Source organism: Brevibacillus sp. FSL K6-0770, from assembly GCF_038000275.1.
Classification (GTDB): domain Bacteria; phylum Bacillota; class Bacilli; order Brevibacillales; family Brevibacillaceae; genus Brevibacillus; species Brevibacillus parabrevis.
The window spans coordinates 686080-698904 of the sequence record NZ_JBBOBQ010000001.1 but is presented as its reverse complement, the minus strand read 5'-3'; the positions used below and the strand labels follow the sequence as shown (position 1 = coordinate 698904).

Sequence of the window (12825 nt, the reverse complement as noted above, 5' to 3'; positions counted from 1 at the left end):
TGTCTGCCTCGCCTGTTTTCCGTAGCAAACAGGCAGGGATGCACAGCGAAAGCGGCATCCCTACGGCTTGTTGCTATTCATTTTACTATCTTCCTACGGGACGAACAACTCGATATGACCTGGCAAAGCTTCCACGACACAAGGCAACTGCCCGCCCAGCTCGCCATCCAGGTTGAGCTGGACCACTTCGCCGGATGGCGAGGTCGCTTTGATGTAGTCTGCCTGGAAATACAAAATGTTTGGGTCCCGCAAATGCTCGCCGCGAACCGCCTGTGTAGCGAGGCGAATAAACTCGGCGATGTTCATCTTTTTGACGACGATGACATCCAGCTTGCCGTCTGACAAGTCCGCTTCCGGGGCAAGCTTGTCGAAGCCGCCTACCGAGTGGCTGTTGGCAATGAGGAACACCATGATCTCTTCATCCAAAAGCACTTCCTTGCGGCTCTCCAAGCGGACGCGGATCGGGTGCAGGGACGGCAGCTTCTCCAAGCCTTTGACGTAGTACGCCATCTGTCCCATGAGCGTCTTCAGCTTGCTCGGGACTTCGTACGTCAGGTTGGTGAGCGAGCCGCCGCCTGCGATGTTCATGAAGTAGCGATTGTTGATTCGCCCCAGGTCGATGCGCTTTTTCTTGCCCTTGGCGATGATTTCCGTAGCGCGTGTGATCGACTTGGGGATGCCTACCGCTCGGGCAAAATCGTTGCTGGTGCCGCAGGGGATAATTCCAAGGGTTGGGCGAGCTTTTTGCTCTGCCATCCCGTTCACGACTTCGTATATGGTTCCGTCTCCACCAGCAGCCAGGATGACGTCAAAGCCGCGGGCTACCGCTCGGGCAGCCTCTTCGGTCGCGTCATCTTCCCCTCTGGTTGCATGACAGGATGTCTCGTATCCGGCCGACTCCATCAAATCGAGAATATCCGGCAATCGCCGACGCACGATCTCCCGGCCGGAGCTTGGATTATAGATTAATCTGGCTCGTTTCAAGGCAGATCCCTTCTTCCTTCCCTCGCTCGCGGGTGTACTTCCTTCCATCATATCCTGTATAGCCATTTTTGGGAATCGCTATGCGGAATGTAGCGTGATAAGATAGAAAAAGATGGGAAAAAGGAGAGTGGGGGGACGGTTGTGAAACAAATCATCGTTGGTGTTGATGTGGGCGGAACAGCCATCAAAATGGCGTTGATTACACCGAACGGCGAGCTTGTAGCCAAAATCCAGGAACCGACACCTGTTGCAGAAGGCGAAGACGGCGTTTTGCAAAAAATCGCAGGGATGACCCGCGCCCTTTTGCACGAGCACGGCTATAGTCTGGAACAGGCGAGTGGAATCGGGGTCGGCATCCCCGGACCGATCGACGCGAAAAACGGCATCGTGATGCAGGCGGTCAACTTGCACTGGACCAAGCCGGTTTTGCTGAAACAAAAGCTGGAAGCACTTACAGGGCGTCCCGTCGAAGTTGACAACGATGCCAATGCGGCAGCACTGGGCGAGATGTGGCAAGGGGCCGGGCAAGGCGCACAAGACCTCGTGCTGATTACGATTGGAACGGGCGTCGGCGGCGGTGTGATTTTGAACGGAAATGTAATTCACGGCATGAACGGGGTCGGCGGCGAGATTGGACACATTACGATGGCCCCTACTGGCGGAGCACCTTGCAATTGCGGGAAAACAGGCTGCCTGGAAACGTTCACCTCTGCCACGGCCATTATTCGCGAAGGGCATCTGGCCGCAACGAACGGAACAAGCCCGCACCTCGCCCGCGTACTTGCCGAGACAGGCAAGATCGGGGCAAAAGACGTATTCGACGCAGCTATAGCAGGCGACGCAGCCTCACTCGCCATCGCCGATCATGTGGCGCTCTATCTGGGGCTTGCGCTCTCCCACCTGGCTATCGTGCTGAACCCGGTCAAGTTTGTGATTGGGGGCGGCGTAGCGGCAGCAGGAGACTTCCTCTTTTCGCGCATCCGCGATTCGTTTACCCGATTTGTTCCCTTCACTTACGTCGTAGAATCCACACAAATTTTGCCTGCCACTCTTGGCAACGACGCTGGCGTGTACGGCGCTGGCTGGCTGATCCGCTCCCGGATGGAAGCCTAGTTTGTTTGTTACCTTTCCCTAAAAAAGAACAGCGCTCCTGTCCGCAGCGTATGTGCCGCGCAGGAGCGCTGTTTTATTTTTGGAAGCAGGCAGGCGGCTTTACGTATTCACGCCTTCCTGAACCTGCTGAACCTGACTGGACTTCGCATCATTCCCCGCCACGATCAGGGCCGCTCCCGCCAGCACAGCACCTCCACCGAGCAGTTGCAGCATGCTGAACGCCTCGCCGAACAACAGAGCCGAAAAGAAAAACGTCACGACCGGCTCAAACGTGCTGAGCACGGAAGCTTTTGTCGAACTGATCAGTTGAAGGCCGCGGAAGAAAAAGCTGATCGCCATCACCGTAGAAAAAACGACGATGCCGCCCAAAGCCCACCAGCCAGTTGGCGCAAAAGCCAGATCGACGCCGCCATCCTTTTGCGCAATCAAAAAGGTCGACACGGCTGCAAACAACGAGATGTACCCCGAGGTCACGTACGGCGACAATCCTTTGACGATCCGATTGCCCACGATGATGTACACCGAGTAGAACAGCGCTGCCGCAAGCGCAAGCAAGACGCCGAAAATTTTAACCCCGCCAAACGATAGCCCAAGCACCAGTCCAAGTCCCACCAGAGACAGCAGCATGGCAAAAACGGTCTTGCGCGTCAGCGGCTCTTTATCCACAAAATAACTCAATACAGCTACAAACACGGGGAACGTATAAAGCAACAGCGCTGCCATCGAGGTCGGGATGTGCTGAACCGCCGAGAAAAAACTGAGCGATTGCAGCGTATACAACACCCCGCCCAAACAAAACAGGGCAAGCACCTGGCGCCGATTCAGCCGCAGCGACTCTTTACGCAAGGCAAGCAAGCCAAAAAACAGCCCTGCGGCGAACAAAAAGCGCAAAAACAAAAGCGTGGAAACCGAAACTCCGGCTCCGTAGGCGTAGACGGCAAAAATGGACATCACGCCAAACCCCGCAGCCGAGGCCAAAATATACAGCACTCCCAGATACAGCGGCTTCACAACCATTTCACCAGCTTTCTTCAAATGGCAGCGACACATGAAAAAAACAGACAGTCAGTATCCTCCGATCAGTTTTTTAATCCCGCTCCCTCTCTGCGAAACAGCCGTGATGCGAAAGCAATCGTAATCGCTACGTACACAAGTGAAGAACCGATGCCAAGCAGGGCATGCAGCGGATCGACCTTGCCGTAAAACACTTCCTTGCAAAGCGCCACGCCGTTGAAGACGGGCAACACGTAATAATGCTCGGCGATGTCCACCGGACTTTGCGGCATCAGCATGTACGACGGCACCATCGCCAGAAAGATCACGGCGCTCATATACGTCTGCCCTTCTTTGAACGACTTGGCAATCGTGCTGAGCATCAGCTCCAGTCCGGCAAAAGTCGCCGCCATAAGCAAAATCACCACGATCAGCACCAACAGAGTCGCTGGCGACAAAAACGCGAAAGAAAAGGCAGCATTGTCTCCTCCGCCGAGCGGCCCCATGCTGAACACGAGCGATACGGAAATGAGTGAAGCGATCGCGCTCAACATGCTCATCATCATTACAGCCACAAGCTTTGCCGTGAGAATATGGTTGGCCGCGATTGGCGCAGTCAGGAGCGACTCCATTGTCCCGCGCTCTTTTTCGCCCGCAACGAGGTCGTTAGCCGCAGCGATCCCTCCCGAAGCGAGAGAAACCACGAGCATTAACGGGATAAAGCCTGCCAGCATCCCGCCCGACTTTCTTTCTTCTGTCGCGACGTTCTGGAAATCAGCGGCGATCGGCTGAATCGCCGCTTCGGACATACCTGCTTGCTGCAAACGCTTCGCCACGATTTCTTTGCTGTATGCCTCCACCGTTTGCTTGATCAGATCGCGTGCGTAGACGGACTTCGTATTGGTCGAGTCAAAAGCGACGAGCAGCTTGGCGGTGTTCCCTGCCTTGATTTCCTCGTCGAACCGTTCCGGGATCGTGATGATCGCGCGGAGCTGTCCCGCTTGCAGCGCTTGCTCGGGATCAGCAGACTCGATCAGGCGCACGCCCGGATTTTTTGCCAGCATGTCAATCAGCGGGGAGGAGCCGTGAATCGCCAGCGGCACGTACTCCCGCGCTTCTTTTTCTACATTGCTGTAGGAATTGCCCAGCAGAAAAAACACAAACGGGATGATGACCAGCGGCACAAGAAAAGTCCCGATCCACGCTTTTCTGTCCCGAAACAAATCCAGCAGCTCTTTTTTCAAGACAGTCCAGATGATTTGCCAGCCCATCACAGCTCGCCCCCTTCCACGACTGCCATGAAGATATCGTCCAAATCGTCCGTTCCGTACTGCTTGCGCAATGCGGCCAAATCCCCGGAGAAGCGCAGCTTGCCTTTGTGCATCAACGCGATCCGTTTGCACAGCTTGCTGATCTCGCCCATGTTGTGGCTGGAAAAGAGGATCGTTTTTCCTTCCTCTTGCAGCCTGGTCACCATCCGGCGAAAAATCGTGGCGGCTGTCACGTCAAGCCCGGTTGTCGGTTCATCCAGCAAAATGACGTCCGGATCGTGGACAAGCGTGCGGGCAATCGCCACTTTTTGCTTCATTCCCCGGGAAAAGGCCCCGACACGCCTGTCGATGAACGCTTCCATGTCCAGCATGCGGCTTAAATTGTCAATCCTCTCTTGCACCCGTGAGGAAGTCAGTCCGTATAAATTGCCGAAGTAAGCGATATTTTCCCGCGCCGTCAAACGACTGTACAGCCCGACTTCTCCGCCAAACAGAATGCCGATCCTGCGGCGCACCTCCAGCGGTTGTTCCCGCACCGAGAAGCCGCTGATCTCGATATCTCCGGCGGTCGGCGTGAGAATGGTCGCCATCATGCGCATCGTCGTCGTCTTGCCGGCTCCGTTCTCGCCCAACAGCCCGTACACTTCGCCCTCTTCCACGCGAAACGTCAGATCGCGGACCGCTGTGACCGTCCCAAACTGTTTGCTTGCGCCTTTTACCTCTATCAAGGGCAGTCCTCCTCTCCCTCGCTTTTCTTTGTTGTCAAAATTGTACCTTGAGCAAATAGGCAGCTCTTTTTTCCCCGGCAAATGTCACCTGTACGACTCCCGTACGACCTTGGAGCACCCGCGGTATTTTCGCGGCGATATGGAATTTGCGTTGCTTCGCATCAACGCGGGCTGTAGACACTGTGCCCGGCGGCAAGTATATGCGGTCACCTTCTAACGAATAAAACATGAGCGTGACTTCCCCCGAGTCGCCGTGCGCCTCTCCGGAAAATACAATCGTCTGGACGTCTCCCGCGCCTCCCGATACGCGCGTCAGATCAAACAGCGGATGGCGCAACGAAGCCAGCTCTTGACCGCCGCGCCAGTCCTGCAAAAAGGCGTCGAACTCCTGGACGGCAGTAGCTGCAGACCATGCGCCTGCTTGCGGCATTTGCGCTGCTGGCAAATCGGGCAAACCGGGCAGACCAGAGAAACCGGACAAACCGGACGAATGGGCAGAAACCATAAGAACAAGCGTCATCCAAAAAGAAAACATGCTAATCAGCTCCAATAAATGGTTGTCCTTAGCATGCCCTCTCAAAAGTTTGGCATATGTGCCGATTATCCGATCTGAATGTTTCGACTTTTAGGCGTTTGGGCCTCAATCCGCCAGAGACTGCCGACACTCAGTTCAAAGCACTCGCGTAGCGATCTTTCCAAGCCGCCAAGGAAAAGCCTGCAAACAAGGAAACAAAGCTCTCGGTATCGTTGATGTAGTGGCGGGTTTCTCTTTGCTCAGGGTTCTTTTCCACAAAAAGCGGTGCTACCAGATGCATGACTGGCACGCCTTCCGCCTCCTCGTCGTAAATCCCCCGCTCGGCCAGCACTTTGCCGAAATAGCGACAGTATGTAACGGTTACGGTTTTTTGCTGGTTATTGGCTTCCCATGTCGCAATCGAACGGTCAAATGTATCGGATGGCGAACCGCCTTTGCCGGGCGCCACGCTTTCTCCCGTGACAGAAATCAGCTTCATACCTTTTCTTCCCCCTTTTGCTTCGTGTATGTTCATTATAGGATAGAGAGGAATTTCTTACAAATCCGCCACCTTTGTCAGAAAACCCGGCGCTCGGGAGTCTATACGGTAAGTCAACTAACAACGAGGAGAATTTGGGATGGATCATTTGGTTATCAAGCCTGCCAGTCAAGCGGAAGAGCAACAGGAACAGGACGAGATTTTGGTGGAAAGGGCAAAAGCCGGGGATCAGGAAGCGTTTGGCGAGCTGGTGAGGCGGCATCGGGCAAAAGTATACGGCTATGCCCGCTCGTATACCCAGGAAGCTTTTCTTGCCGAAGACATCGTCCAGGACGCGCTGATTCGCGCCTTTCTTCATCTGGGTACGCTGGTCGACAGCCGCCGTTTTCTACCTTGGCTGCACCGGATTGTGCGCAATCAAGCGTACACGCGCCTGAAAAAAGGGCCGCAGACAAAAGAGCAGGTCTTTTCCGGCCTGACGAGACAGCCGAGCGAGCTTGAAGCTACTGATTGGGAAGATCTCGACAGTATTTTGCACAGGCTTGGCCGCAACTGGTCAGCCTCGGTCGAAAACAACGGCAACCCCGAAGAGCTATTGGTGCGCCGTGAACTGTTTGAGACGATCAAAAGCTTGCTGCACTGTCTCAATCCGCGGGAGCGCCGAATTGTCGAATCGCACTTTTTTGACCATCTCGCGCCCCACGAGATCGCGCATCTGTTCGAAATGACGCAGGCCAATGTCTACCAAGTGCTGTCCCGTTCTCGCAAAAAGCTCATGCAAGAAAGGATTCGTGTCGTGGTTGACCAATACGTGAAGACGCGAAAGGATGCGGGAATCATGAAACAAGCTGTATTGAGAAAACCGGAGGCAATGAAGCAGCCGACCTGGATTACATGTGGAGCGGCGTTGTACGGATTAGTGGAGTTTACGGAGCGCAAGCTGTCTTTGCCAGCCGTTCTCGGACTAAGCGGCCACGCTTTTCGCCTGACTGTCGTTCCAAAAAACATTCATATTGCGGGACCGACCATGTTTGATTTTCAATCCGTACTGGAAGAAGGGCTGCGCAACATGGGCTTTGTGCCACGCTCCGTCTGCCAGGGACAACTGGACGGTACGCCGGGGCCGAACGCCACTTTCGTGAATCCGACATTGCTCAGCTCAGCGGCACGAGAAAAGCGGCAACTTCCCGCTCTTTTGCCGCAAGCAATCGAGTTGATTCACAGCTCGCTTGACAAAGGCTGCCCCGTGCTCGCCTGGGACTTGTTCATGCCGGAGTTTGCGCTGATTTACGGCTACGAGGATGCAAGCAAACTGCTGCATGCTGGCGACAACTGCAACAATGACGCCAAGATCCCTTATGAGCATCTGGGACGCGGACTGATTGAGGAGCTGTTTGTGCTCGCAATCGAGAGCACGCTTCCGATCGACCAGCGCACCATGCTGGCAAACGCCATCGCAACGGCGCTCAAGCATTACCGCACTCAGGAAGGGCCAAGTGATCGCTACGTGAACGGCTTGGCTGCCTATCCGGTTTGGAAGGAAGCTTTTGAAAAAGGAAGCGTGGAACCAAACGGAAACGCCTACACCTTGGCTGTCGTACACGATGCACGAAACAACGCTTCCCGCTTCTTTGCGGAAGTTGCCGATGCATGGACAGACGAATCGCTGGATGGGGTGCGCCCGCAGCTTAAAGAAGCGGCAGCGCTCTACCGGACAATTGCCGAAGACTTTAACAAGCTTGTCCAGCTGTTCCCTTTCCCGAGTGGCGGTGAACCAAATGAGCCAGCAACCGCACAGCAAGCGATTCAGCTTTTGTCGGTCATTGAAAGCAATGAGGGTCTGGCCGTCAGCTTGCTGGAAAAAATCCACGCGGCGCTCACTGCGAATTAAGAGAGCTGCGAGTATCTGTGCAGTTTGCTTGCTCCATAGTTGAGTTGCATTGCGCAAAATAAAAAACGCGGGCATGTAAAATGTCCGCGTCTTTCTTTTGAACAAAATCGGCTGTTATTCCTCGTCTTCGATCCACTCGATCGAGCCTTTGGCCGCATCTACATATGGCCAGCCTTTGCTGTTGTCAACCGTGTAGACGAGAGACAGGGATGGAGCCGGGATGCCGTAGAAGTTGGTCCACAAATAAGATTGCTTTAGCGGCAGTTGTTTCGCGATGATTTCAGCCGCCTGCTGCTCGCTCACCGCTGGCTTTTCATCCGGAAAATCGACCTTTTTCATCGGCAGCGTAGTGGAGTATTGGGCAACCTTGCCATCCTCGCTGTTCACCAAAATCCAATGGTAGCGATCCAGGATCGGCAAGCCTTTGTGCATTTCACTGAACAAGAAGGCGTAATACAGACCTGGCTCCGGCTCCGGTTCTTCTCCATCCAGCAGTTCCAGCATCCAGTCCGCCAAAGGCGCCTCTTTGTATGGTTCGAGTATCTCAACCTGCAAGGAAGCTGAGCTTTCCGGCGCTACCTGCTCCAGGAAGCCAACCGCTTTTGTCAGCGCCTCTTCCTGTTTCAAAGGAGCCGGCTTTTGCTCCGACCATGCAAAAAACTGGCTGGCAATCAAATTGCCCGTCTCATTTTCAAACGTTACGGACGCGTAATCTTGATCTTCATTAAACCACGTATACGTATGATCGTAATCCCCCGCGACTTCCTCTGGGTAGATGTACTCTTTTTTCGTATCGATTCCGAACAGGCTGATTACTGCCTTTTCTGCTTCGGCCTTGCTTTTGGCCGTGAGCGGTTTGGCCGGAAGCGCAAGTGTGATGTTTTTGATCGTTGCCTTGCTGCGCTTGCCTTGGTCGATTGTAGTTCCACGCGTCGGATCAATCTGTGTTCCCGTTGTCGCGTCAATCATCGGCGAAACTCGCAATGTGTATTGCAGGCCGGGCTTGCCGTCTTTCCCTTCCTGCATGTATCCGAGATCCAATCGGTCAGGGATGAAATATTGCTTTTTGACCGCCTCTGGCGTCAGCGCGGATTTCGGATCGGGAACTTTAATTCCCGTCAAATCCAGACGGTACACATTCAGTGCTACAAGATGGCCCGCTTCATCCGTATTGACTTCGATTCCGTATTTGCCTTCGTTTACTTGCAACCCGTTCACCAGAAACGGATAGAAGACTCTGTTCCGCGTGCCTCCCGCTTCCACTTGCTCCGCTTCCTCACTATCAGGCACTAACACGGACAACACCGGAGAGCCAAGCCCTTTCAGCTTTGCTTCTCCCAGCAGGGTGACTAGCGACGTCATCGCTTTTTGCAAAATTTCCTTGTCAGACGGCACGGCGCTGTCTTTTTCCGTTTTCGCTGTCACCGAAGATTCAAAGCTGATCAATTCACCTGTCTTGCTGTCAAAAGTCAGGCTGGCACTGACGTTCGTATTTTTCGGATCGTACATGTCCAAATACACATAGCCTTGATCGGCATCAAGCACATCGATTTCGCGCTCGGTCATGGCCTTCACCCACGGCTCCAGCTGCTCCAAAGCCGTTACTATTTTTTGCGCTTGCGCAGGCAGCTTTGCTTCGACTTTCGCAGCAGTCGCGCTTGCTGGGCTAGACCCGGGACTTGCCGCCAATGCCGTTCCTCCCATTCCTGCAAACACCATCGTTGCAGACAAAGCAACAGCTGCTCCTTGCCATTTCCGTTTCATCGATGCTCCCCCATCCTATCATCTACTTACCATCTATATTACCTTGTATGGGACATTTTGGAATGCGACTTTTTACATAGAAAAAGCAGCACGCTCCCTTTTTCGGGTTCGTGCTGCTGCTTTTATCCTTAGAGGCTGCTCAATACTTCCTGGATCAGCTTGTTGACCATCGGCGGGTTCGCTTTGCCTTTGGTTTGCTTCATCACTTGACCCACGAAGAACGCTGCCGCTTTTTCGTTTCCGGCCTTGTAGTCGGCCACGGCTTGCGGATTGGAGTTGACGGCATCGACGACGATTTGACGCAGGGCGCCCTCGTCACTGATTTGCACCAGTCCTTTTTCTTCGACGATCTTCTTGGGCTCTTTGCCTGTCTCCACCATCTCTTTGAAGACGGTTTTGGCGATTTTCGAAGAGATGGTTCCGTCTGCAATCAGCTTGATCATGTCGCCCAAGCCTTGCGCTGTCATTTTCACGTCGGCAAACGCCAGGTTGTTCGCATTGAGATGTGCCAGCAAATCAACCATCAGCCAGTTGGCTACAGCTTTGGCGTCCGCTCCTGTTTTCACAGTTTCGTCGAAGAAATCCGCTGTCTCCTTGGAGATCGTGATGACTTCCGCGTCCGCTTGCGACAGGCCGTATTCGTTCACATAGCGAGCCTTGCGGGCATCCGGCAATTCCGGAATGGTCGCGCGCACGGCCTCGATCCACTCTTCGGAAATTTGCATGCGCACCAAATCAGGGTCCGGGAAGTAACGGTAGTCGTGCGCTTCCTCTTTGGAACGCATCGTAATCGTCTTTTTATTCGCCTCATCCCAACGGCGTGTCTCCTGCACGATCGTGCCGCCGGAAGAAACAACCTCCGTCTGACGCAGCACCTCGTACTCCAGACCCATCTGCACGTTGCGGAAAGAGTTCATGTTTTTCAGTTCTGTCTTCGTTCCGAACGCTTCTTGCCCGTACGGACGAATCGAGACGTTGGCATCGCAACGCAGCGAGCCTTGCTCCATGCGCACATCGGACACTTCTGTGTACTGGATGATCGCTTTCAGCTTCTCCAGGTAGGCGCGAGCTTCTTCCGGCGTGCGAATGTCCGGCTCGGAGACGATCTCCACGAGCGGAACACCTACGCGGTTGAAGTCGACCAGCGATTCTCCCCCGAAGTCACTGTGCGTCAGCTTGCCCGCGTCTTCCTCCAGATGGAGGCGCGTGATGCCGATGCGCTTCGTTTCTCCGTTGACCTCGATGTCGATCCAGCCATTGTAGCCGATCGGCTGGTCGTACTGGGAGATTTGGTACGCTTTTGGAGAATCCGGGTAAAAGTAGTTTTTCCGGTCGAACTTCGTCTCGCGGGAAATCTCGCAGTTGAGCGCAAGCGCCGCTTTCATCGCGAACTCCACCGCTTGCTTGTTCGTTACGGGAAGAACGCCCGGATGTCCCAAACAAATCGGGCATGTATGTGTATTCGGCGGCGCGCCGAACTCAGTCGGGCAGCCGCAAAAAATTTTACTGTTGGTCGACAGCTCGGCGTGGACTTCCAGGCCGATGACGGTTTCGTACTTGCTCATGCCTTTTACCCCCTCACCCATTCCGGCTTGCGCTGGCTGTAGCCTGCTGCCTGCTCATAAGCATGTGCTACGCGCAAGACAGTGGATTCGTCAAACGCACGACCCACGATCTGCAAGCCGATCGGCAGACCGTTTTGGGAAAAGCCGCACGGTACGCTGATCGCTGGCAGTCCAGCCAGGTTGACAGGTACGGTGCAAATGTCTTCCAGGTACATTTTGACCGGATCGTTGGCGTTTTCGCCGATTTTGAAAGCCGTGGACGGCGTCGTCGGATGCAAAATCACATCGAAATCGGCAAAAATGTTGGTAAAGTCCTGGATGATCAGCGTGCGAACTTGCTGCGCTTTTTTGTAGTACGCGTCATAGTAGCCGGACGAAAGCGCATAAGTACCGAGCATGATGCGGCGTTTTACTTCCGGACCGAAGCCTTGGCTGCGGGATTCTTTGTACAGCTCAATCAAGTTGGACGCATTGTCTGCGCGCACACCGTAGCGTACGCCGTCAAAACGGGCCAGGTTGGACGATGCCTCCGAAGAGGACAGCAAGTAATAGGCTGGAACCGCGTATTCGGTATGCGGCATGGAAACTTCGCTCCATGTTGCGCCCAAGCTTTCCAGCTGTTTCAGGGCAGCAAGCACAGCCTCGCGCACCTCTGTGTCGATGCCTTCCCCGATCAACTCTTTTGGCACCCCGATGCGCAAACCTTTTACATCGCCAGTGAGCGCGGAGAGATAGTTCGGCACTTCTACATTGGCAGAAGTGGAGTCGAACTCATCGTGTCCGGCAATCGCTTGCAGCACGTATGCCGCATCTTCCACGTTTTTCGTCACCGGGCCGATCTGGTCGAGCGAAGACGCAAATGCGACCAAACCGAAGCGGGATACGCGCCCGTAAGTAGGCTTCAGGCCGACAACGCCGCAAAAAGCAGCCGGCTGGCGAATCGAGCCGCCCGTATCCGATCCGAGCGTAAAGTAGAAGTGACGGGCAGCCATCGCCGCAGCAGAACCGCCGGACGAGCCGCCTGGCACGTAATCGGTGTTCCACGGGTTTTTCGCCGGGAAGAAGCCGGAGTTTTCATTGGAGCCGCCCATGGCGAACTCGTCCATGTTCAGCTTCGCCACGATCACAGCATCCGCTTCCTTCACTTTTTTGGAAGCCGTTCCGTCATGCACAGGATCGTAGTTCGCCAAAAATTTGCTGGCGCAAGTGGTGCGGATGTCTTTGGTGATCAGGTTGTCTTTCAGACCCGCCGGCATCCCGAAAAGCAGGCCCAACTCCTCATTTTCCTTCACCAGACGCTCGTCCAGCTGGCGAGCATGGGCAAGCGCTCCCTCCTCATCCACATGCAGGACGGATTTGATCTTGTCATCGTGCTCCTTGATGCTTGCGATGGAAGCCTGCACCAGATCCGTTACCGAAAGCTCTTTTGCGCGCAGAGCGCTATGTATTTCCGACAATCGCTTGTCAAACAGCGACACAGTGGGTTCCTCCCTTCTCGTTCTC

General features: G+C 54.5%; 11 protein-coding genes. 2 read left to right on the top strand and 9 right to left on the bottom strand.

Features of this window, described 5'->3' with window-relative positions; translation table 11 throughout:
* Window positions 1–93: 93 nt before the first annotated feature.
* Entirely contained in the window at window positions 94–984 is an 891-nt protein-coding gene (locus NST23_RS03735; protein ID WP_122965519.1) for a diacylglycerol kinase, read from the bottom strand.
* Window positions 985–1125: 141 nt separating this feature from the next.
* Here NST23_RS03735 and NST23_RS03730 point away from each other — a divergent pair, with 141 nt between their 5' ends.
* The gene (locus tag NST23_RS03730; protein WP_173599472.1) at window positions 1126–2097 is read left to right on the top strand and encodes an ROK family glucokinase; all 972 of its coding nucleotides are present in this window, start codon (window positions 1126–1128) and stop codon (window positions 2095–2097) included.
* A gap of 99 nt (window positions 2098–2196) precedes the next feature.
* On the opposite strand, the gene NST23_RS03725 is transcribed toward NST23_RS03730, so the two are convergent.
* The 5 genes from NST23_RS03725 to NST23_RS03705 all read right to left on the bottom strand — a co-directional run bounded on the left by NST23_RS03725 (window position 2197) and on the right by NST23_RS03705 (window position 6102).
* Window positions 2197–3108, bottom strand: coding sequence for a DMT family transporter (locus tag NST23_RS03725; protein ID WP_173599471.1), 912 nt, complete (start codon window positions 3106–3108; stop codon window positions 2197–2199).
* 68 nt (window positions 3109–3176) lie between these two features.
* Window positions 3177–4361 carry an ABC transporter permease gene (locus tag NST23_RS03720; RefSeq protein WP_122965521.1) on the bottom strand — a complete coding sequence of 395 codons (1185 nt, stop codon included), beginning with the start codon at window positions 4359–4361 and terminating at the stop codon, window positions 3177–3179.
* The gene (locus tag NST23_RS03715) at window positions 4361–5089 is read right to left on the bottom strand and encodes an ABC transporter ATP-binding protein (protein ID WP_173599470.1); all 729 of its coding nucleotides are present in this window, start codon (window positions 5087–5089) and stop codon (window positions 4361–4363) included. The genes NST23_RS03720 and NST23_RS03715 overlap by 1 nt, the downstream gene beginning before the upstream one ends.
* Before the next feature lie 34 nt (window positions 5090–5123).
* Entirely contained in the window at window positions 5124–5624 is a 501-nt protein-coding gene (locus NST23_RS03710; protein ID WP_340963130.1) for a hypothetical protein, read from the bottom strand.
* A 130-nt stretch (window positions 5625–5754) separates the two neighbouring features.
* Window positions 5755–6102 carry a hypothetical protein gene (locus NST23_RS03705; RefSeq protein ID WP_280648998.1) on the bottom strand — a complete coding sequence of 116 codons (348 nt, stop codon included), beginning with the start codon at window positions 6100–6102 and terminating at the stop codon, window positions 5755–5757.
* A 139-nt stretch (window positions 6103–6241) separates the two neighbouring features.
* On the opposite strand from NST23_RS03705, the gene NST23_RS03700 reads away from it, so the two are divergent.
* A complete protein-coding gene (locus NST23_RS03700) occupies window positions 6242–7993 on the top strand; it encodes an RNA polymerase sigma factor (protein WP_340963127.1) in 1752 nt (583 codons plus the stop codon).
* Between the two features lie 114 nt (window positions 7994–8107).
* Here the strand turns inward: NST23_RS03700 and NST23_RS03695 are convergent, their stop codons facing one another.
* From NST23_RS03695 to gatA, 3 genes are all read right to left on the bottom strand, one after another.
* On the bottom strand, window positions 8108–9757 hold the full coding sequence (locus tag NST23_RS03695) for a YcdB/YcdC domain-containing protein (RefSeq protein WP_340963125.1): 1650 nt from the start codon (window positions 9755–9757) through the stop codon (window positions 8108–8110).
* A gap of 128 nt (window positions 9758–9885) precedes the next feature.
* Window positions 9886–11322, bottom strand: a complete 1437-nt coding sequence (gene gatB / locus NST23_RS03690) for an Asp-tRNA(Asn)/Glu-tRNA(Gln) amidotransferase subunit GatB (protein WP_122965527.1) — start codon at window positions 11320–11322, stop codon at window positions 9886–9888.
* A gap of 5 nt (window positions 11323–11327) precedes the next feature.
* On the bottom strand, window positions 11328–12800 hold the full coding sequence (gatA, locus tag NST23_RS03685; RefSeq protein ID WP_173597859.1) for an Asp-tRNA(Asn)/Glu-tRNA(Gln) amidotransferase subunit GatA: 1473 nt from the start codon (window positions 12798–12800) through the stop codon (window positions 11328–11330).
* Window positions 12801–12825: the final 25 nt, after the last annotated feature.

What these genes read in the sequence shown, in the direction of transcription:
- NST23_RS03720 (WP_122965521.1), bottom strand. Translation starts at nt 4,361, where the DNA reads ATGGGCTGGCAAATCATCTGGACTGTCTTGAAAAAAGAGCTGCTGGAT.
- NST23_RS03710 (WP_340963130.1), bottom strand. Translation starts at nt 5,624, where the DNA reads ATGTTTTCTTTTTGGATGACGCTTGTTCTTATGGTTTCTGCCCATTCG.
- NST23_RS03705 (WP_280648998.1), bottom strand. Translation starts at nt 6,102, where the DNA reads ATGAAGCTGATTTCTGTCACGGGAGAAAGCGTGGCGCCCGGCAAAGGC.
- NST23_RS03700 (WP_340963127.1), top strand. Translation starts at nt 6,242, where the DNA reads ATGGATCATTTGGTTATCAAGCCTGCCAGTCAAGCGGAAGAGCAACAG.
- NST23_RS03695 (WP_340963125.1), bottom strand. Translation starts at nt 9,757, where the DNA reads ATGAAACGGAAATGGCAAGGAGCAGCTGTTGCTTTGTCTGCAACGATG.
- gatB (WP_122965527.1), bottom strand. Translation starts at nt 11,322, where the DNA reads ATGAGCAAGTACGAAACCGTCATCGGCCTGGAAGTCCACGCCGAGCTG.